Below are 19,320 nucleotides of genomic sequence, written 5' to 3'. Positions count from 1 at the left end.
CACCGCACGCCAGCTACCCGCCCCGACAGCGGCGGACCGTCGGCGCGGGCATCAGGGAGGAAGCCGGGAGGCGCCGTTCAGCTCGTTAACGCCGGTTCGTGGCTGGCCTGTCGCCGCGCCTGCAACCGGCCGATCAGCGCATCCACCTGGCGCTCTGCCGCCGCGATGGAGGCGGCCAACGACTCCCCGCCCTCTTCCTGGTGCTCGATGGCCACCCGGTGGATTCGGGTGATGCCGATGAATTCCAGCACCGTGGCCAGGCCGGGCTCCAGGTGGTTCATATGGGCCAGCTCGCCGCCGGGGTCGAAGCCGGCTCCGCCTCGCGACGACAGAACGACCGCGTGGCGCGGCCGGTCGGCCAGCAGGGGCGTGAAGGGGTCGTCCGGGCGGCTCGGGTCGTAGTCCACCGTGCGCCCCATGCGCACCACCAGGTCCACCCAGGCCTTCAGCGCCGCTGGCATGCCGAAGTTGTACAGCGGGGCGCCGATCACCAAGACATCGGCGGCCGTCAGTTCGTCGATCAGCCGATCGCTCTCGGAGAGCACCTCCGCCATCCAGGGTTCCTGGCGCTCCGGGGGCGTGAAGGCAGCCTGGATCCAGCGCCGGTCGATGAAGGAGGGCGGGCTGCCGCCCACGTCGCGATGGGTCACGATGGCTTCCGGGTGGCGGGCCTGCCAGCCAGTGACGAATCGGTGCGTCAGGCGACGGCTGAGTGAACCGTGCTCGTCGGTGCCGGCGAGGCCGGGGCGGGCGCTAGCGTCCAGTTGCAGGATATGGGTCATGTCAGGCTCCTTGTCTTGTGAGCTGAACTCACTCACTGTTGATAGGCGACTTGAGCCTATGACCCAGTGCCTGGCGTCACAAACGATGAATATTTGCCGATATAGATGAAATGAACTCAACCATGAACCCTCGCCGACTCCCTTCGCTGTCTGCCCTGCGGGCGTTCGAGGCCGCCGCCCGCCACGAGAGCGCCAAGCGGGCGGCCAATGAGCTGTCCGTCACGGCCACGGCCATCAGTCATCACATCCGCGGGTTGGAGGATGCCCTGGAGATGCCACTCTTCGTGCGCAAGCCCCGACAGCTAGTGCTCACGCCGCAGGGGCGGGAGCTCTTCGAAACCCTGGAAGCGGCGTTCGACAGCATCGGGGAGACCGTGGCGCGCTTGAAGACACCGCCCCTCCGCCAGGCGGCCACGCTCTCCACTACCCCGGCGGTGGCCGTGCGCTGGCTGCTGCCCTGGGTGTGCCTGTTGAGGGATTCGCATCCGGACATCGACCTGCGAATCCATGCCTCCCACGAACCGGTGGCACTGGACGGCGTGACCGCGGATCTGGCGATTCGCTATGGCGACGGCCAGTGGCCAGGGCTGGTAGCGGAAAAGCTGTTCGATAACACCTTCATCCCGGCCTGCAGCCCCCACCTGAACCTGAACGATCTCTCCGAGCTGCCCGACCATCCGCTGATTCACTTTCGACCCCAGGAGGCTTCGGTCACGCCCGCGGACTGGGCCGGCTGGCAGAAGCGAGCCAAGGTGGCAGGTCTGGATGTCGGCGCCGGGCTGGTCTTTTCCGACGAGACCCACGCCATCTCCGCCGCCATCGGCGGTCAGGGCGTGGCCCTGATGAGCCGCCCGCTGATCGCCGACGAACTGGCGGAGGGGCGCCTGGTCCAGCCTTTCGGGCCGGAGCTGGAAGGCAAGCCGTTCTATCTGGTCTATCCGGAAAGCCGGCGCGATGCGCCAACGATACGCGCGATCCGCGACTGGGTGATGCGGGTGCCGGGAGGGTTGTGCCAGCTATCGGACAGCGCCTGAGGGAATGCAGACGATGCTGTCCCCTCGTGGGCAAGGCATGGCATGCCCTCGGCGAGAAGCCGGTCTCGGCCTGCCGGATCACCCTGCCTTCAACACCTCGGCATGCCGGCGGAAATTTTTCGCGGTGACGAAGAAGGCTCTGACGATGGGGTCCTGGGTTTCGGAGAGGCGAAAGACCGATTCGGGGCAGGGCGCTCCCATGCCGGTGACGGTGATGCGGTGGATGGTATCGGTGCGCCCCGTGCCGTGTCGCCACATGAACCCCACGCCCAGGCGGTTGGCCACCGCCTCGCACACCCCATCGCGCGTATCCAGCACCAGCCTGGCGCGTGGCTCGAGCCCCGCCTGACGGAAGGCGGCGTCGACCATTGCCTGGGTCGACGAACCGCGGCTACGAAAGATCAAAGGGCTCTGCATCAGCTGTTCGCAGTCGATGCGGTCGAAACGCGAGATGGGGTCGTCGGGGTGAGCGATGGCCACCACGTCCTGGTCGATCAGGCTCTCCCGGACGAAGCGTCTGTCCTGCGGCACGTTGGGCAGCACGCCGACATCCAGTTCTCCTTCCACCACGCCCCGGATGATGTTGGCGAAGTCGCTGAGCACCACCGACAGCGTCACGGCGGGGTATTCGCGCTGAAAGGCCGCGATCAGCGCCATGCCGGGCATCGAGTTGCCCAGGCCGATGCGCAGATGGCCCGACTGGATCGATTGGCGGCGTTCCAGCAGCCGGGCCGCCTGCGCTTCCAGAACGTCGATGCCCTCGGTAATGCCGGTCAGTTCCTCGCAGAAGGCGGTCGGCACCAGGTGGCCGTCGCGGCGTTCGAAGAGCGGGGTGCCGCAGTGGCGCTCCAGCGCCTTGATCTGTTGAGCGATGGCGGGCTGGCTCACCCCGGCATGGCGTGCCGCCGCGGCGTAGGAGCCGGTGGTCAGCACGGCATGCAGCGCGCGTCTCGCCGAAGCGGAAAAGGTCATGGTCGATTCCTAGTGAAAGTTCAGTCACTAAAAGATCAGCTTTCGATTGCAACAATATTGTCAAAGCGTGACTTCACTCTGCTCCCGTGAGCCCATTCACCGGAGCCCGACCCTTGCCGCAACGTGCCCCCACCCTGGCCGCCGACGGCCGGCCTTTCCAATCACCCGATGTCATGGCCCCCCACTGGCAGGCGATTCTCTGCGACCTGGATGGCTGCTTGATCAGCGGCGAGGTGGCATTGCCGGGTGTCCAGGCGTTCTGCCGCTCCATTGGCGAACGGCTCTGGATCGTCTCCAACAACTCGACGGATTCGCCCGCGAGCCTCGGGGCCCGGCTTCGCGATCTGGGGCTGCCGATCGCCGACGAGCGGTTGATCCTGGCAGGGGCCGAAGCGGTGAGGGCCTTGTCGCAGCGAGCGCCCGCAGCGCCGGTCGCTCTTTTCGCCAGCCCGACCCTGATCGCCTATGCCGAGCGGCTGGGTCTCGAGGTCTCGGAGCAGGAGCCCGACACCGTACTGCTGTGCCGTGACGTCGGCTTCGACTACGCCGCATTGCGACGCATCCTTGGCCTTCTCGAGGCCGGCGCGGAACTCGTCGTGGCGAATCCGGACGTCAGCCATCCCAGCCTGGCGGGCACGCCGGTACCGGAAACCGGCGCGCTGCTGGCGGCGATCCGCAGCATTCGTCCCCGGCAGCGCTTCCACGTGATCGGCAAGCCGGAACCCCACCTGTTCGCCATCGCCATGGCGCGTGCCGGCACGACCGCCGACCGAGCGCTCATGATCGGGGACAACGAGGCGACCGACGGCGCCGGTGCCGACGCGCTGGGCATGGCGTTCCTTCGGGTGGTGCCGAACCTGGGTCTCGGGCATCTGCTGGGAGACGCAACATGCTGAGCTTTCTGTCGATGCGCCTGGTCAAGCTGGTCGTCACCCTGTTCGTGGTGATCACGCTGGTCTTCTTCGCCACTCGCCTGTCGGGCAATGCCATCGACTTCATTGCCGGCGAGGGGCTGGACGCCCAGAGCCGCAGCGAGCTGATCGCCTACTACGGCCTGCGCGAGGATATCCTGACCCAGTACTGGCGCTACCTGCGCGGTATCGTCGAGGGGGAGTTCGGGCTTTCCTTCACCGAACGGCGCCCGGTCACCCAGGTATTCTGGGAGCGCGTCGGCCCCACCCTGCAGCTGATCGGCGGTGCCATCCTGCTGACCCTGGTCGTAGCCGTGCCCGCTGGCATCTTCGCCGCGGTGAGGCGGCGCGACGCCTCCGCCCAGGGGGTCATGACGCTGGCCTTCCTCGGCTATGCGACCCCCAACTTCGTGCTGGCCACCCTGCTGCTGCTGATCTTCTCCTACTGGCTGCAGATTCTGCCGAGTGCCGGCAATGGCACCTGGGCCCACTACCTGATGCCGGTCACGGCACTGTCGCTGACCTACATCGCGGCGCTCATTCGCTACACCCGCAATGCCACCCTGGACGTGCTGGGTCAGGATTACCTGCGCACGGCACGCGCCAAGGGACTCTCCGAGCGCGAGGTCGTGATTCGGCATGTGCTGCGCAACACCCTGATCACGGTGCTGTCGGTGTTCGGCCTGATGGTCACCGCACTCGTCTCCTCCGGTGCGGTGGTGATCGAGAGCATCTTCTCCTGGCGGGGTATCGGCGATCTGCTGGTTCGCGCCGCGATACGTCGCGACTACCCGGTGCTGCAGTTCGGCGTCCTGGCGGTCGCGGTTGCCGTGGTCACGATCAACACCCTGATCGACATCGCCTATGCATGGGTCGATCCCCGCGTGCGCTTGGGGGCGCGTCTCACATGACAGTCATTGCTGCTCACGCTTCCCGCGCGACCGCCGCCTGGCGCGCTAGCGACCTGTCGTTCCGCCTGGTAGTCGTCGCCGGCCTGGTGCTGCTGACGGTGGCGGCCCTGGCGCCCTGGCTGGCGCCGTTCGATCCCGACCAGCAAACGCTGCTGGCCCGGCTGAGCCCGCCCGTCGGTTTCGAGGGGGCCAAGGCGGGACACTGGCTGGGCACCGATGAGCTGGGGCGCGACATCCTCTCGCGCGGGCTGCATGCGCTGCGCATCACCTTGGGTATCGGCATGGCCGGCGCCTCGCTCGGGATGCTGCTGGGCCTGACGCTGGGGCTCATCGCGGGGCTCAAGGGCGGGCTCGTCGACGACCTCGTCGCCGGGGCCATCGACATCCAGATCGCCCTGCCCTTCACGCTGCTGGCACTGCTTGCCGTGGCGATCTTCGGCGGCGACCTGACGGTGCTGATCGTCGTGCTGGGCATCGCCGGCTGGGAGACCTTTGCCCGGGTGGTGCGTGGCGAGGTCATGAAACTGCGTGGCCAGCCCTTCATCGAGGCGGCGTTGGCGGCCGGAGCGTCGCCCTGGCGGATCGCCACGCGGCATCTCCTGCCCAATCTGGTCTCGCCGCTGGTGGTGATGTTCGCCCTCAGCTTCTCGCAGATCGTGCTTCTCGAATCGACCCTGTCGTTCCTGGGGCTCGGGGTGCGTCCACCCACCGCCACGCTCGGCAGCATGGTGGGACAGGGCCGCGACTACATGCCCAGTGCGCCCTGGCTGGTCGTCGTTCCGTCGCTGCTCGTCCTGCTCGTCACCCTGGTCGTGCAGCTGCTTGGCGACTCCCTGCGCGACCGCACCGACATCCGGTTGCGGCAGCGCTGAACCCTATCGCAAGTGCCAACGCAAGAACCATCGCAAGTGCCATCAGTCGCGGCCAAGGCCGCTCAAGGGGGAAACATGAAACGTGTCTTGTTAGGTGCCATTGCCGCCGTGCTGGCGGTGCAGTCCGCCAGCGCCCAGGAGCTGCGCGTCGGCGTTCAGAACATGAACAACTACCTCGACCCGGGCAGCGACCATTCCAATGCCGGCTCGCAGTACTACTACAACAGCTTCGATACTCTGATCGATCGCGATCACGGCGGCTCGGGCGATTTCGTGCCGGGGCTCGCCACGGAGTGGGAGATCGTCTCTCCGCAGATGATCGAGTTCACCCTGCGTGAAGGAGTGCGGTTTCACGACGGTTCGGAAATGACCGCCGAGGACGTGGTCTTCTCGCTGAATCGCATGTTCTCGCCGACCTACCCGCCCTATCTGGTGCGCAAGCGCGACCGCCTGGGCAACTTCACCCGCGCCGAGGCCACTGAAGACGGCAAGGTGCGCGTCTACACGGCGCGCCCGGAGCCGATCTTCGAGACGCTGCTGTCGATGCAGCAGACCATGATCGTGCCCAAGGGCTACCTCATGGGCCTCTCGGGTCACCCCGAGGTCGATGAGGTGGGCGACTACGAGGCCTTCGGCCTGGCCCCGGTGGGCACCGGCCCGTACCGGATCGCCGAGTTCGTGCCGGGGGAGCGCATCGTCTACGAGCGCTTCGACGACTTCTGGGGCGAGCCGGCGCCCTACGAGCGTGTCGTCGCCACGCGCATTCCCGAGACGGTCAGCCGGGTCACCGCGCTGCGCTCCGGGGAAGTGGACCTGATCACCAACCTGGCGCCCGACCAGCTCGACCTCGTCGACGGCGACCCCAACCTGAAGACGGCCGGCTCGGTCACGCCGCTCTTCCACGTGATGATCATGAACGTCAATCACCCCGAGCTGGAAGATCCGCGTATCCGCCGCGCGCTGAGCCTGGCCATCGACCGCGACCTGCTCAACGAATCGCTGTGGAAAGGCATGGCCGAGGTGCCCTCGACGCACACCATGGAAGAGTTCGGTGAGCTCTACATGCCGGAGCTCGAGACCTTCCGTTACGACCCCGAGGAGGCACGCCGCCTGCTGGAAGAGGCCGGCTACGACGGCGCCACCATCACCTACGACACCCACTCCGCCTACTACACCAACGGCCTGCTGGCCGCCCAGGCGATCATGGAGATGTGGGATGCGGTGGGCGTGAATGGCGAGATCAACGTGACCGAATCCTGGACCGGCTGCGATCCGCAAATGATGACCCGCAACTGGTCGAACCCCATGTATTTCGCCGACCCCTTCGGCTCCTTCGGGGTGATGTGGGGCCCTGGCGGTCCGTCGGAGAGCTGCGATCGCTTCAACACCGACGAGGCCTATCAGGAGACGTGGGAGCGCTTCCGCTTCTCGGAGACGGTCGAGGAACGTCGCGCCGCCTACGCCGAGCTGATGGAGTTCATCGAGCAGGATCCCCCCGTCCTGCCGCTCTACCGCCCTTATGAGGCCTGGGGCATGCAGGCGGATATCGATTGGGAACCGCTGCCCAGCCATATCCCCTACGTGCTGGACTTCCGCGCCGGCCGGATCGCACCGGCAGCCAACTGATCCACTGCGACGGCGCGCCGTCCCTCGGGCGGCGCGCTCGACAGGAGACCGACCATGACCCTGCGATTGGCCGTCATCACCGATATTCACCATGGGCCGAACACCCGCACCAAGTGCGGGCAAACCGCCCTCGAACTGACCCGCAAATTCGTGGCGGACGTCAATGCCCGTCAGCCGGATGCGGTCATCGAACTGGGCGACCGCATCTCCGACGTCGATCCCGCCACCGACCGGCGCCTGGCACGCGAGGTGGCCGAGGTTCTTGCCGATATCCGCTGTCCCCGTTTCCACGTCAACGGCAACCATGACCTCGAGCACCTCTCGGTCGCCGAGAACGCCGAGATCCTTGGCCAGCCCCTGGCGCACGAGGTCGTGTCACTGGGAGGGTGGGACCTGGTGCTGTGGCGAGCCGATCCGCGGCTGCATCCAGGCGATACGCGGCGACTGAGCCTGCCGGATGCCGATCTGGAATGGCTCGAAGGCACCCTGAGCCGGGCGCAACGGCCGCAACTCGTCGTCAGCCACATTCCGGTTTCGCCCAACGCTCCGTCGGGCAACTACTATTTCGAGCGCGCACCGCACCTGAGCGCCTACCCGGAGTCGCCCCGGGTGCGCGATGTCCTATCGCGGGCGGCAGTGCCGGTGGTTCACCTCTCCGGGCACGTCCACTGGAATGCCTTCACCCAACTGGGCGGCATCTTCTATCTTGCCCAGCAGTCGCTCACCGAGAGCTTCACCACGGAGGGTCAACCGGCCGGGGCCTGGGGAAGCCTCGAACTCGGCGACACCGTGCGCTGGCAGGTCGTCGGCAAGGATCCGCTCAGCGTGGGATTCACCCCTCGCGCCGGCCGCTGGATGGCGCCGCTGCCGACCGAGTCGCGCCCGCTGGCAAGGGAGGTGGCCTCATGAGCGACCCACTGCTCGAGGTCTCCGACCTGCATATCCGCTTCGGTGACAACGAGGCGGTGAAGGGGCTCGACTTCACCTTGCACCGCAACGAGACCCTGGCCCTCGTCGGTGAATCGGGGTCGGGCAAGTCGGCCACGGCGTTGGCCATACTGCGCTTGATCGAGCGGGAGGGAGGCACCATCACCCGCGGGTGCATCCGCCTCTTCGACGGCGAGCCCCACGATCTGACCCGGCTCTCCGACCGGCAGATGCAGGCGATTCGGGGTCGCCTGGTGTCGATGATCTTCCAGGAGCCCATGACCGCGCTCAATCCGACCATGACCGTTGGCCGGCAGCTGACCGAGGTGCTGGAACGGCACTCCACCATGACGCGCCGCGAGCTGCGCCGTCAGGCGGTGGCGGCACTCGAGCGCGTGCAGGTACCGCGAGCCGCCGAACGCCTGGGCCAGTACCCTCACGAACTCTCCGGAGGGCAGCGCCAGCGGGTCATGATCGCCATGGCGCTGGCCACCGGGCCGCGTCTGCTCATCGCCGATGAACCCTCGACGGCGCTGGACGTCACGACCCAGGCAGAGATCCTGGCACTGTTGCGCCGGTTGCAGGCCGAAACCGAGATGGGGGTGTTGTTCATCACCCACGATCTAGGCGTCGTGGCGGAAATGGCAGATCGCATCCTGGTACTCAAGGCCGGCGAACAGGTCGAGTCGGCGAGTGCCCAGGCCCTGTTCTCCGCTCCGCAAGCCCCCTATACCCGTCGACTGCTGGATGCCGCCCCGCGCCTGGGCGGCGGTTCGCCGACGCCCCCCGCGACGTCGCCGCTACTGGAAGTCAGCGATCTGGTCACCGCTTATCCGGGCCGACGAGCTCACCCCTTCGCGGCGCGTCAGCCGGTGCGCGCCGTGGATGGCGTCAGCCTGCAGATCGGCCGCGGCGAGACGCTGGGGCTGGTCGGCGAGTCGGGGTGCGGCAAGTCGAGCCTGGCGCGCTCGATCCTGCGCTTGGCCCCGATCCAGTCCGGCTCGATACGCCTGGAGGGGAGCGACGTCTCGCAGCTGCAGGGGCGGCAACTGCTGCCGATGCGCCGCATGGCACAGATGGTCTTTCAAGACCCCTTCGCCTCGCTGAATCCCCGCCTGCCGGCCTGGAAGCTGGTGACCGAGCCCGCGCTGATCCATGGGCTGGTCAGCGAACGCGAGCGGCGCGACCTGGCCGCCTCGCTGCTGTCGGAGGTGACGCTCGACAGCGCGCACCTCGACCGCTACCCCCATCAGTTCTCGGGCGGCCAGCGCCAGCGGTTGTGCATTGCCCGGGCGCTCTCGGTGCGGCCCCGCTTGATCGTCGCCGACGAGCCGGTATCGGCGCTGGATGTGTCGATCGCCCGGCAAGTCATCGAGCTCTTGCAGGACCTGCAGCAGCGCCACGGTCTGTCACTGCTCTTCATCACCCACGACATGGCCGTGGTGGAGCGCATCAGCCATCGCCTGGCCGTGATGCTCGACGGGCGCATCGTCGAAACCGGGCCGACCGCCGAGATGCTGACGTCGCCCCAGCACGACTACACGCGCAAGCTGATCGATGCGGTGCCGCACGCGGAAATTCCCCGACGCGTGGCGACGGCGGTGTCGCAGCCCGAGCGATATACCGCCGCGTCGGCGTGATCCCCACGCCCGCAGTGACGGCCCGTTGACACACGGCTGTCACACTCGCCCGCCAAGCTCGTGGTGAAGTGCCACGGGAGTCCGCCTGCATGCCACTGCGTCAACCGCTCAGCCCGGCAGAGCTGAAAAGCCTCACGCGACTGGCCCAGGGCAATGCCTTGGCCTTGCAGCGCCGGGCCGAGCAGGAAGCGCAGCAGGCCCGGGTCACTGACACCTTGCAGGCCGCCGGACCCTCGACAGCAGACGCTTGCGGCCTGAATATCCTGATGATCACGGATGTCTACCTGCCGCGAGTCAATGGCGTCTCCACGTCCATCGCCAGCTTCAGCGCCGCCCTGAAACGCTTGGGCCACTCGGTCACGCTGGTCTCGCCCGCCTATCCGGTAGGGCAGACGGATGCCCCCGGAATACTGCGCGTCTCCTCCCGCGGCGTGCCCGGCGATCCGGAGGATCGCATGATGCACTACCGCCAGGCATTGGCGCTGTCATCCGCGTTGGCCGCCCAGGCTTTCGACCTGATCCATGTGCATACGCCCTTCGTCGCGCACCATGCGGGCATCGCCCTGGGCAAGCGACTGGGCATTCCCGTGGTGGCGACCTACCACACCCTCTTCGAGGAGTACCTGCACCACTATGTGCGCTGGCTGCCGCGAAGCGGGCTGCGTTTTGTCGCCAGACGACTCTCGGTTCGCCAGTGCCATCAGATGAGTGCCGTGGTCGCTCCCTCCCGCGCCATGCGCGAGACCCTGGAGCGCTATGGCGTGACGACGCCCATCGACGTGATTCCCACCGGCCTGGACCTGGAGGCCTTTACCCACCCCCACGAAGAGAGCGACTTTCGCGCCAGTTATGGCCTGCCACCGACGGCACGGCTGCTGCTCTATGTGGGACGCGCCGCCCATGAGAAGAACATCGAGTTTCTGATCGATATGCTGCCGCAAGTGCTGGCCGAGCACCCCGAAGCCCGGTTGATCGTTACCGGCGAGGGCCCGGCGCAGGCATCGCTGGCCCGGCGAGCACGGGAGGCTGGGCTAGGCCAGGCGGTCCTCTTTCTGAGCTACCTGGACCGCGACGGCCCCCTGCAGGCCGCCTACCGCGCCGCCGATGCCTTCGTCTTCGCCTCGCGCACCGAAACCCAAGGGCTGGTGCTGCTGGAAGCCCTGGCCTTGGGCACGCCGGTGATCGCCACCGCAGCAATGGGCACCCGTGACGTTCTGGAAGAGGGCCAGGGCTGCCTGATCGCTGAAGAGACGCACGACGACTTCGCGGCCAAGGTCAACCGCGTACTCGGCGACTCGACGCTACGCGAAGCACTCGCCCGCCGCGGCCCGCTTCACGCCGCGCAGTGGCACGAAGATACCCAGGCGGCAAAGCTGGCAAGATTGTATCGGCGATGCGTCACGGCGACGGTGGGATGAGGCGATGGCATCCATCTGCACGGCCCGGTCATGTGCCGTTTCAAGCGGCAACGAGTTTCTTGACGTTGAGTTCTTTACGGTGTTGCTCGGCATGCCAGAGCTCATACTGGGACTGCTGATTCAGCCAGCTTTCTGCCGACGTATCGAAAGCGATAGAGAGCCGGATAGCCATTTCGGGACTGATACCAGCCTTGCCATTCAAAACAGCACTCAGAGTCTTGCGGCTAACGCCCAATGCCTCTGCAGCCGCCGTGACAGAAAGGCCAAGGGGCTCAAGACAAAGCTCTCGCAATACTTCACCGGGATGAGGAGGGTTGTGCATCAACATTGCGGTACCTCAGTGATAATCTTCGTAATTCACAATTTCGGCATCGCCGTCCTCGAATCGGAAAGTCACTCGCCAGTTACCGCTGACCGTTACTGACCAAATGCCAGTACGATTGCCAGAAAGCTCGTGCAAACGAAGACCAGGCAAGTCCATATCCTTGACATCCGACGCTGCATTCAATCTACCGAGAATGAGCCGAAGCCTCTTTGCATGAGCGGCCTGAATCCCTGCGGTGCTGCCGGACTTGAAAAATCTTGCCAAGCCCTTGTGTTTGAAGCTTCGAATCATTCTTCGAATGTAACCTGTAACGTGCCAGGTGTCAATCCGCATGACAGCGTACTATCGCTTCATGTAACGCCAGCCATCCGGCAATCTCCACCGCCCCCTCTATCGGCCGCTCATCGCTCCACGCCACCTCTGGATGCTCGCCAACTGGAGGCATGGGGTGATGCCTATGCTCGCAACCACGACGACACTCTGCGCTACGTGCGCGGGCTGGTCAGCCGTACCCTGGCGGAGAGAGCCTGTAGATTCAGCGGCTCGGCCGCCTACCGCGGGGCAACCAGCATCTCGAGCAACTCGTCGTGCCGTTCGGGATGTGCCACCAGCAGACTGGCCCACTCGTCGGGCGTCGGGTCGCCAGCCAGATCGGTGACCGTGCAGCCGGCCTCGCGGGCGATGACGATGCCGGCGGCGACATCCCACAATTCGAGCCGAGCGCCCTGAGACCAGAAGGCATCGAAGCGGCCGAGGCCGGCATAAGCGACCTCGAGAGCCGCCGAGCCAGGCACGCGGATGCCAGCGACTCGAGGCATCAGCGTCGTCAGATGGGCCAGGCTGGTCGAGCAGTCGCCCTTGTCGTGATAAGGCAGACAGGTGGCGACCAGCATCTCGTGAAGGCCTCGGGCCGGCGGCACGACGATGCGTCGCTCGTTGCGGTACGCACCTTCCCCCGCCACCGCCCACATCATCTCGTCCAGCAGCGGCTGATAGACCACACCGTGGGTCAATGATCGGCCCTGGTGCACGGCGATGGAGACCGAGAAGTGAGGCACCCGATGCAGGAAGTTGTTGGTGCCATCCAAGGGATCGATGATCACCGTGGTATCACCGGACGCGGACGGCGTCGCGCCGCTTTCCTCGCCGAGGAAGGCCAGTCCGGAGTGAGCGCGCTGGAGGCTGTCGATGATGATCCGCTCCGCCGCGCGGTCGTAGTGGGTCACGAAATCGGAGGCCCCCTTGGCTTCGAAGTCGATGGCACCGGCGGCATGATAGCCCTCGAGAAGGCATGCACCGGCAACGCGGGCGGCGTGTTGCAATGACGCGATCAGAGACGACTCGTGCATGGATCCTCCCGGGGCAACGTGGAGCGCGCGACGCGACGATGCGCCGCCGATGTCAGGACGATAGCAGGACAAGATGTCCACGGGATGGCAGCGAGGCTGCCATCATGTGTTGTCACCGCGAGAAACTCCTTCTTCTTGTTCTGTAATCCCCCCTGGTTTCAGCACACCCTATGCACCTAGATCAGGGGGTGATGAAACCAAGGGGTCACTTCACGAGGAGCTTATCAGCCAAGTCCAGTGTAAGCCATGGACTACATGTAAAATATCTAATATACCTCACTGCACATATCATCAAACTTCTAACCACTGCATAGAACGACTTACTTACAACGCAATGACGCACAACGTAAAAAATGATAGATTAAAAAAACTCGAAATAATTCACCTGACATCCATCAGCCCAAAAATAAATACCAGCTTACATCACTCCTTTCCATTCAAGGTAATATCAAGCAGACAATTTCTTAAATTTTAAACATTACCGTAACCAAGGTGACACACGGCGACGTCATGAATCAAGGATAGAGAAAGCTAGGCTCAAAACCTCAAATATTCGAATGATGAACTAAAGAATCACCCCAAAAAATCTCTTGACCATATTCAGGCTGAGGCAGCCGACTCCCAGCTAGCCACACCCGTTCTCATAGGCTGCTTGCTAGGGAAAACGCCCCTCTGAAAAGGAATAATAGTGAATCTATTCGCACTCTACTTGGGAACGATCTTCTTGATCATTGCAACTCCTGGACCCTCAGCATTACTAATGATCCAAGACTCATCGTCGTACGGTCTAAAGCGAAGCCTTTTTAACGCGTTTGGCAGCGTCATGGCGGCCATGATTTTGATTGCTTTGTCGCTCGGGGGCGTCGCCTTTCTGATTCGCGGCATATGGATTGATGTGATGGCTATTGCTGGAGCGGTTTTATTGATATGGGTTGGAATAAATAGCCTCAGACCGATTAACCTTACCTCAGGCCAGGCCAAGGCAGCCTCCCCAAAAGCCATCTTTAAACGGGCCTTTTATACCGGGGTCAGCAACCCGAAAGATCTTATATTTTTCACCACCCTCCTTCCCCAGTTTATTTTAGAGGGGGCTCCTTATTGGCATTCAGCCCTCTACCTTGCAACCGGCTGGGCCGTGATCGACTTTTCCATAATGATGCTCTATGCACTTTCTTCCCACATAGCGACCAAAAAAATAACCCAAAGTTCAGTAAACAAGGCACGGGCTGTGACCGGAGCTCTAATAACTGTGATCGGCTTAACCTTGTTCACAAAATCAGTCAACCATTTACTCTAGGGTTATAAACCAAGGAGTTGCCAAAATGTTAGACCTAAGGACATATTTCTCTAAAAATGAAGTATCTAATCTATTCTCACCACCTGGAGAATTAAACCCCTACCAAGAACCGAAAAAATTCATACGCCATGCAAGAGCTGCATCCTTCAAACTTCCCACCAAAATTAAAAACGAAATATTAGAATTTAGATCTTATGGTAACCAACCGGGATTCATTCTTTTAAAAGGGTTACCCTTCGAAACCGATCTATGCGAAACACCGATTGACAACAAAGAAGCCGCAGAGCGTGGCTGTTATATATCAGAGTTCTGCATATCGATGTTTGGCTCCCTCCTTGGTGATATGTATGCTTTTGCACAGGAAAGCGAAGGATTGCTATTCAACAATATCAGACCTACATTCAAAAACACATCAAAACAAAGCTCTGAAAGCAGCGGCGTTTATTTGGAGCTCCACACAGAAGTCGCTTTTCATGAATTCCGCCCCGACTTCCTCATCTTGAACTGTTTGAGAAAAGATCCAGAAAGGCAAGCCAAAACTGGAGTCTCCTCAATCAGGCTCGCATTGCCACTCTTGTCAAAAGAAACGAAGGAATGTCTTTTTCAGCCCTTGTACTCTTTTGCTTATGACCTGTCATTTGGAAACGAACACGGAAAGAAAAATTCTATAAAACGCGCCTCTGTTCTACAGGGTCCAAAAGACGACCCATACTTGACTTATGACTCAGATCTAATCACTCCGCACGGAGAAAAGGCGAGCCTAGCAATTGATGAACTCGAAAAGGCATTAAGAAGCACTATGCAGACATTTAGACTACAGGAAGGGGAGCTTCTGTTAGTCGATAACCGCCGAACTGCTCACTCAAGAACATCCTTCAAAGCCAGGTTTGATGGAAAAGATCGCTGGCTACAAAGATCTTTCGTACGCCAAGACTTCGATTCTGTTAGAAAGCGCCTACCACATCAAGGATACGTTATCCGCGACATAATATAATAGATACCATTTTCCCCAATGTCGCTCCAATCACAGACTCAGCTCCCTTCGCTGCATAGGGAGCTATTGACGATAACAGTGTATTTGCCTGCGCAAGAAGCCACGATGTCTGCTATCGGCCAGAAGCGGACAATCAAGCATTTCTGATATGACGCACGCGTAAGTAAGCGAGACGTCAAGAGTGTATTTTTAAACTTGTTAACCTCACCTCCCAAATTTGATCTCTAGTTCGAGATTTGAAAGTCCTAGCACACCTCCCCCGATGCTACCCTTTAAGACCCAGCCTGTAGGCGTCAGCAAACTAGCAAGTATTGTTAAAACTTTTCCTGATATCCCTTTTAGATTTGGTATCAAAGTGCTTTGTATCCAGTTTGAAACTGTACTCGCTGTTTGAGACAATGCAGCACTTGGCGTGTAGCCAAGTAGCGCAGAGGTAGCTGCCTCGGCCGACTGGATTTGTAAAGATAAAAACAAGCCATCATTTTGATCAAATTGTCTTGTTTTAGAATCCCGGCATCGCTTGACTATACTGATAAGCGAATCTTCAAGGAGTTTTACTTGGTCATCAAACCAGTTGTCAGAATGCCGTAAGGTTCCTATATCTGGATGACTGTCGACCATAGCTACAGTCTTATTCGCGAAGCTCTCTAAGTCATCTAGCATGGCACCTTCCCTTTATTAAATCCTACATTGATGCTTGCTAGAAGTTAAACAGAATGATTACATGTCAACCTCGTACAAGCTCGTCCAAGTATTTTATACAGAACGCCTGCTGCCACCTAGCCAAATGGCGCATTAAAGCATCATAGCCTGGCCGCCCAACACTAATAACCGCGGATGCTGAATAATACTGGGGCGTGTGCGCTGGAATGGGGGAACTCCAGTAACGACCACCTCGGGTTGTCAGGTGCCTCACAAGCTTCATTCAGCATAGCCTGAAGTTCAGCATTCGGCCAGAAGCAGACATTGAGAATATCCTGATGTATAACACTCCAGCTGTGGGGCGCGAGCCGCATCGCGGCGCGGCGCGGCGCGGCGCGGCGTCCCACATGAGAACCTTGTTAGCGCATTTTTACAAATGATCGGCAACATGCTTTGCATGCCCCATTACTTTAGATGCGATCTCAAATACATCTTTTGCAGAAATTTTATACTTTTCAGACAATGAAAAGATCTCTTCTGCGTGGTTTATTCTCTTTGAGCCAGGATCCGGACACCTCCCTGCCCATGTTACAAAGTGGTGTAGAACCATCAAAATAGCTTTTTCTTTTTTCGATAAATTGGGCACGAAGCCTGCCAACTCGTGAATCTTGTGATGAAAATGGTCTTTTTCATTTTTTAAATATTCCTCCACTCCATCTCGCATTATAATCATCGCCTTTAGGCATACCTCAAGGCTGTAACCAACCAGCATTAGTCCAACCGCGCAATATTGACTGTCGCATGCCCCGCGCATAAGTACTGGCATTACACGTAAGTTCGGCTCATTTCTTAAAACAACCAACGCTGCTTCTGAAAGCGCATGTGCCTGAGTAAGCCATAGAACTGGATTTTTTAAATCTTCAACGCTTGCTGACTTTGATATATCAACATCAAACCCTGCCATCGTGCATGCCATGCCCCATTTATGCCTAGCCAATGCACTGTACCCAAATAGGTCTTGTGAAAACCCACTTCTATCAGGTTCAGTTATTCCTTTTGGATGAAACATCATTCCGGCTCGTTTTCGTTAATGCGGAGCGAAGCGGCGACCCGTCAGGGGCGTCCGCCTTACACGAGTTGTTAGTGGTCTTCACCAAGGTTCTCCAAGAGTCGGCACCGAATCCGCATCTACCCCCTCGTCACCAATACCCGTTCGGTCAATCTCAATATCTTTCCGCTCACAAATTATTCTGAGTGCTTCGAAAAGAGATGGATTCATTCGATGCCCAACTATGTTGACAGACTCCGCTGAGCAGACAGAGGTCTAAAAGAGCCTGCGACGGCACAAAGGCTATGCCGTCGCTATCGGCCAAGAGCAAACATGCAAAGCACCCAGCCTATAAAGCATCAGCGGAGCAACAGATTATCTGAGTCGCCAGTATTGGTCACGAAGAATTTTTTGGCATCACTGAAGCATCACATTTGATTGTTGCTGAACCTGCCTGAATATTGCTAGACATATTTATCTTCATCCCTTGGATATTACCCTCGTGGTCACGAGAGAACTCAGCCATTCCAGCTTCCTCCATACCTCGTAGCATAAGCGTGTTTAGCTTCTTTAGCTCAGCAGCCTCCATAGACAAGTCATGACTTGCTTTTTCATAGTAACTTCGAGCAACCCACCACGTAATAGTGGCACCCACAAGCATGCTGATTAACGACAATAACATCCCCATATTTCTTTTGCCTCAAGTCAACCAGAAACCAATCCTAATGATAGGGTACAGTAAGTGGTAGAATTCTGCATTGGCCAACACAATTACTCCTTCATGTTAGCATAGCCTAAAGTTCGGCATCCGGCCAAAAGCGGACTTTAGTCAGAGTTGCGCAAAGCTGATCGGCAGGCTTGGAGCGGCGCGGAAAGCCCGTCCGGCGGAGGCCCGACCAGGGCCGGAGCATACTCAAGCGACTTGTTAAACTCGCATATCATTTTCTTCAAAGAACTCAATGAGATAGTAGATTCGTTCGACATACACAATAAACTGACCAATATTGGCCAGAATAACCCCTTCATCTAGGTCCGGAATAATCTGTGGATGGCCGACTTGGTTTCTTGTGGAGCGGTAGAAATTGAAGGCCCCGTCAAGCATTTGTTCCAAATCCTGAGCCCAGGCAGCATCGGGCTTTGGAGCCGAACCACGATATGACCGCTTGAATTCGTCAAACTTCACGGAAAGCATCCGGTTCCCTACGCGACTTGCGAAACGCTCTCGATTCCTCTCGTCTGAGATATTCGATTTATACCCTTCAATTAGCAGGAGTATGGCCTTTTCGCTGGCGGCACCGAGCATGAATGCAGCGCCAGCAGGGCTTCCGGCCTTATAACACCGCAAGGCCTCTTGGTAGAACCAAATCACAACCCCATCGCAAGCGGGGACTCTATCTTGTAGGCGCTGAGGCAAGGTTTCAATTTCTTCCGGTAAAAGCACACCCGGGGCTTTCGTCCCGTCTTCTATGCTCTTCTTTACATCGAGACACCAGTTCTTTAGGTCCGAATCTGCCCCCTCAACATGGATCTTGCCTGAGTTATAAACGAGGATGCCGGCGCGGTGAGCCCCGGATTTCACTTTAAATTTTGTAGCGTGCTGAATTTCAGTCTCTTGATCCAAGATATCGCTATTCTGGATGTAACCCCTCACCACTTCGCAGATTTTCTCGTCCCCGTTACTCACTGACTAACCTCCGTTCTGTTTAACGAGGCTGTAGAAAAACCCTTTTCCGGCCATCCTACACCCTTCCTATTGGTTCAAATCTTCCGGCATAGCGGCGTCCGGCCCATCATTCATGAATCACGCCACTGATGCCGATGTTGATCTCTATCACTCCCTCTAGCGGTAGCGCCCTGACAGACACCCTCCTCCTCACCATCACGCTGCCAACCTGCCGTAATTCGCCAGCTTCTCAATATTATGTACCAGGCAGTACAGCTGCCATTGACCCTGCACCTTCCGCTTGCCTCTCAAACTGAAGCGGTTCAATCTTTTGTTGGTGCCGATATTGCCGAATACGGGTTCTACCACCGACATGCGGTGACTGTAGATTGCCTTGCCTTCAGCGCTATCGACGCGCTGCTTCATCCAATCGGTGTAGGACGGTGCGCGTCGATGTGCCAGAGCAAAGCAGACCTGGCGCCCCGCTCCGTGGCGATGATCTGCCGCGCTGGGGTTATGCATGCACTGGTGCTTCTTCGCGCAGTGCCGACACTGCAGCAACCGGCCCTCGAAATACGCGCGGAGCGTCCCACGATTGTCTTCTCGGGTGCCCCGATAACTGATCTGATGCCCTGCCGGACACTGGCAGGTCAAGTTGATGGGATCGAACTGGAACTCGCTGGCCGGAATGATCGACTTTCGAGTTGCGGACGGGCTGTCCTGATGACGCTTGCCGTATTTGGCTTTCTGGGCGTTGAACTTGGGGTCGCGGCGCCGGAACCGGTTGTCGGGAATGTAGCCATTGATCTGCCGTTCGTGCAGGTAGCGCATGTTGGCTTCGTTGGCGAAGCCAGTATCGGCCGTCACCACGGTGCCGTCCTGATAGATATTCGGACTGATGCCCAGTCG

Annotated in this window: 20 protein-coding genes; 10 read left to right on the top strand and 10 right to left on the bottom strand. The window is 60.0% G+C overall.

All coding sequences use genetic code 11. The features are described 5' to 3' along the window. Window positions 1-77: 77 nt before the first annotated feature. Window positions 78-782 (bottom strand): FMN-dependent NADH-azoreductase, encoded by a 705-nt coding sequence (locus GFD32_RS08915; RefSeq protein WP_163576209.1) that lies wholly within the window; start codon window positions 780-782, stop codon window positions 78-80. 122 nt (window positions 783-904) lie between these two features. Here GFD32_RS08915 and GFD32_RS08910 point away from each other — a divergent pair, with 122 nt between their 5' ends. Then, complete coding sequence (locus GFD32_RS08910; protein ID WP_163576208.1) at window positions 905-1,816, top strand: LysR substrate-binding domain-containing protein; 912 nt, start codon at window positions 905-907, stop codon at window positions 1,814-1,816. 78 nt (window positions 1,817-1,894) lie between these two features. Here GFD32_RS08910 and GFD32_RS08905 read toward each other — a convergent pair whose 3' ends face one another. Then, complete coding sequence (locus GFD32_RS08905; RefSeq protein ID WP_163559867.1) at window positions 1,895-2,788, bottom strand: LysR family transcriptional regulator; 894 nt, start codon at window positions 2,786-2,788, stop codon at window positions 1,895-1,897. 113 nt (window positions 2,789-2,901) lie between these two features. Here GFD32_RS08905 and GFD32_RS08900 point away from each other — a divergent pair, with 113 nt between their 5' ends. From GFD32_RS08900 to GFD32_RS08870, 7 genes are all read left to right on the top strand, one after another. Further along, window positions 2,902-3,684, top strand: coding sequence for an HAD-IIA family hydrolase (locus GFD32_RS08900; RefSeq protein WP_205599073.1), 783 nt, complete (start codon window positions 2,902-2,904; stop codon window positions 3,682-3,684). Beyond that, window positions 3,678-4,610 carry an ABC transporter permease gene (locus tag GFD32_RS08895; RefSeq protein WP_163576207.1) on the top strand — a complete coding sequence of 311 codons (933 nt, stop codon included), beginning with the start codon at window positions 3,678-3,680 and terminating at the stop codon, window positions 4,608-4,610. Before GFD32_RS08900 ends, GFD32_RS08895 begins: the two co-directional genes overlap by 7 nt. Continuing rightward, a complete protein-coding gene (locus GFD32_RS08890; protein ID WP_163576206.1) occupies window positions 4,607-5,482 on the top strand; it encodes an ABC transporter permease in 876 nt (291 codons plus the stop codon). The genes GFD32_RS08895 and GFD32_RS08890 overlap by 4 nt, the downstream gene beginning before the upstream one ends. Before the next feature lie 75 nt (window positions 5,483-5,557). Next, window positions 5,558-7,108, top strand: a complete 1,551-nt coding sequence (locus GFD32_RS08885) for an ABC transporter substrate-binding protein (RefSeq protein WP_163576205.1) — start codon at window positions 5,558-5,560, stop codon at window positions 7,106-7,108. A 54-nt stretch (window positions 7,109-7,162) separates the two neighbouring features. Continuing rightward, the gene (locus GFD32_RS08880) at window positions 7,163-8,017 is read left to right on the top strand and encodes a metallophosphoesterase family protein (protein WP_163576204.1); all 855 of its coding nucleotides are present in this window, start codon (window positions 7,163-7,165) and stop codon (window positions 8,015-8,017) included. Next, the gene (locus tag GFD32_RS08875; RefSeq protein WP_163576203.1) at window positions 8,014-9,675 is read left to right on the top strand and encodes an ABC transporter ATP-binding protein; all 1,662 of its coding nucleotides are present in this window, start codon (window positions 8,014-8,016) and stop codon (window positions 9,673-9,675) included. The genes GFD32_RS08880 and GFD32_RS08875 overlap by 4 nt, the downstream gene beginning before the upstream one ends. 89 nt (window positions 9,676-9,764) lie before the next feature. Then, window positions 9,765-11,093: a glycosyltransferase gene (locus tag GFD32_RS08870; RefSeq protein ID WP_163576202.1), complete on the top strand. Its 1,329-nt coding sequence runs from the start codon at window positions 9,765-9,767 to the stop codon at window positions 11,091-11,093. A gap of 40 nt (window positions 11,094-11,133) precedes the next feature. Here GFD32_RS08870 and GFD32_RS08865 read toward each other — a convergent pair whose 3' ends face one another. From GFD32_RS08865 to GFD32_RS08855, 3 genes are all read right to left on the bottom strand, one after another. Then, window positions 11,134-11,421, bottom strand: a complete 288-nt coding sequence (locus GFD32_RS08865; protein ID WP_036148342.1) for a HigA family addiction module antitoxin — start codon at window positions 11,419-11,421, stop codon at window positions 11,134-11,136. A 9-nt stretch (window positions 11,422-11,430) separates the two neighbouring features. Beyond that, on the bottom strand, window positions 11,431-11,709 hold the full coding sequence (locus tag GFD32_RS08860) for a type II toxin-antitoxin system RelE/ParE family toxin (protein WP_163576201.1): 279 nt from the start codon (window positions 11,707-11,709) through the stop codon (window positions 11,431-11,433). A 260-nt stretch (window positions 11,710-11,969) separates the two neighbouring features. Then, entirely contained in the window at window positions 11,970-12,767 is a 798-nt protein-coding gene (locus tag GFD32_RS08855) for an inositol monophosphatase family protein (RefSeq protein ID WP_163576200.1), read from the bottom strand. A gap of 688 nt (window positions 12,768-13,455) precedes the next feature. Here GFD32_RS08855 and GFD32_RS08850 point away from each other — a divergent pair. Both GFD32_RS08850 and GFD32_RS08845 read left to right on the top strand, forming a co-directional pair. Then, window positions 13,456-14,064, top strand: coding sequence for a LysE family translocator (locus GFD32_RS08850; RefSeq protein WP_163576199.1), 609 nt, complete (start codon window positions 13,456-13,458; stop codon window positions 14,062-14,064). 25 nt (window positions 14,065-14,089) lie between these two features. Further along, window positions 14,090-15,058 carry a TauD/TfdA family dioxygenase gene (locus GFD32_RS08845; protein WP_163576198.1) on the top strand — a complete coding sequence of 323 codons (969 nt, stop codon included), beginning with the start codon at window positions 14,090-14,092 and terminating at the stop codon, window positions 15,056-15,058. Window positions 15,059-15,262: 204 nt separating this feature from the next. Here GFD32_RS08845 and GFD32_RS08840 read toward each other — a convergent pair whose 3' ends face one another. The 5 genes from GFD32_RS08840 to GFD32_RS08820 all read right to left on the bottom strand — a co-directional run. Further along, window positions 15,263-15,721 carry a hypothetical protein gene (locus GFD32_RS08840; RefSeq protein ID WP_163576197.1) on the bottom strand — a complete coding sequence of 153 codons (459 nt, stop codon included), beginning with the start codon at window positions 15,719-15,721 and terminating at the stop codon, window positions 15,263-15,265. 409 nt (window positions 15,722-16,130) lie between these two features. Next, window positions 16,131-16,772, bottom strand: coding sequence for a hypothetical protein (locus tag GFD32_RS08835; protein WP_240455587.1), 642 nt, complete (start codon window positions 16,770-16,772; stop codon window positions 16,131-16,133). Window positions 16,773-17,145: 373 nt separating this feature from the next. Beyond that, window positions 17,146-17,430: a hypothetical protein gene (locus GFD32_RS08830; RefSeq protein ID WP_163576196.1), complete on the bottom strand. Its 285-nt coding sequence runs from the start codon at window positions 17,428-17,430 to the stop codon at window positions 17,146-17,148. Between the two features lie 243 nt (window positions 17,431-17,673). Beyond that, a complete protein-coding gene (locus GFD32_RS08825; RefSeq protein ID WP_163576195.1) occupies window positions 17,674-18,432 on the bottom strand; it encodes a hypothetical protein in 759 nt (252 codons plus the stop codon). A gap of 195 nt (window positions 18,433-18,627) precedes the next feature. After that, a partial coding sequence (locus GFD32_RS08820; protein ID WP_163576194.1) for a transposase occupies window positions 18,628-19,320 on the bottom strand: 693 nt, incomplete at its 5' end.

The organism is Halomonas faecis, from assembly GCF_010993975.1.
GTDB classification, from domain to species: Bacteria; Pseudomonadota; Gammaproteobacteria; order Pseudomonadales; family Halomonadaceae; genus Halomonas; species Halomonas faecis.
Note: the sequence above shows the minus strand (reverse complement) of the source record. Positions and strands in the feature narration are given on the sequence as shown.

Excerpts from the sequence above, each read along its gene's own strand:
- GFD32_RS08915 (WP_163576209.1), bottom strand. The coding sequence starts at position 782 with ATGACCCATATCCTGCAACTGGACGCTAGCGCCCGCCCCGGCCTCGCC.
- GFD32_RS08910 (WP_163576208.1), top strand. The coding sequence starts at position 905 with ATGAACCCTCGCCGACTCCCTTCGCTGTCTGCCCTGCGGGCGTTCGAG.
- GFD32_RS08905 (WP_163559867.1), bottom strand. The coding sequence starts at position 2,788 with ATGACCTTTTCCGCTTCGGCGAGACGCGCGCTGCATGCCGTGCTGACC.
- GFD32_RS08895 (WP_163576207.1), top strand. The coding sequence starts at position 3,678 with ATGCTGAGCTTTCTGTCGATGCGCCTGGTCAAGCTGGTCGTCACCCTG.
- GFD32_RS08890 (WP_163576206.1), top strand. The coding sequence starts at position 4,607 with ATGACAGTCATTGCTGCTCACGCTTCCCGCGCGACCGCCGCCTGGCGC.
- GFD32_RS08885 (WP_163576205.1), top strand. The coding sequence starts at position 5,558 with ATGAAACGTGTCTTGTTAGGTGCCATTGCCGCCGTGCTGGCGGTGCAG.
- GFD32_RS08880 (WP_163576204.1), top strand. The coding sequence starts at position 7,163 with ATGACCCTGCGATTGGCCGTCATCACCGATATTCACCATGGGCCGAAC.
- GFD32_RS08875 (WP_163576203.1), top strand. The coding sequence starts at position 8,014 with ATGAGCGACCCACTGCTCGAGGTCTCCGACCTGCATATCCGCTTCGGT.
- GFD32_RS08870 (WP_163576202.1), top strand. The coding sequence starts at position 9,765 with ATGCCACTGCGTCAACCGCTCAGCCCGGCAGAGCTGAAAAGCCTCACG.
- GFD32_RS08865 (WP_036148342.1), bottom strand. The coding sequence starts at position 11,421 with ATGTTGATGCACAACCCTCCTCATCCCGGTGAAGTATTGCGAGAGCTT.
- GFD32_RS08860 (WP_163576201.1), bottom strand. The coding sequence starts at position 11,709 with ATGATTCGAAGCTTCAAACACAAGGGCTTGGCAAGATTTTTCAAGTCC.
- GFD32_RS08855 (WP_163576200.1), bottom strand. The coding sequence starts at position 12,767 with ATGCACGAGTCGTCTCTGATCGCGTCATTGCAACACGCCGCCCGCGTT.
- GFD32_RS08845 (WP_163576198.1), top strand. The coding sequence starts at position 14,090 with ATGTTAGACCTAAGGACATATTTCTCTAAAAATGAAGTATCTAATCTA.
- GFD32_RS08840 (WP_163576197.1), bottom strand. The coding sequence starts at position 15,721 with ATGCTAGATGACTTAGAGAGCTTCGCGAATAAGACTGTAGCTATGGTC.
- GFD32_RS08835 (WP_240455587.1), bottom strand. The coding sequence starts at position 16,772 with ATGATGTTTCATCCAAAAGGAATAACTGAACCTGATAGAAGTGGGTTT.
- GFD32_RS08830 (WP_163576196.1), bottom strand. The coding sequence starts at position 17,430 with ATGTTATTGTCGTTAATCAGCATGCTTGTGGGTGCCACTATTACGTGG.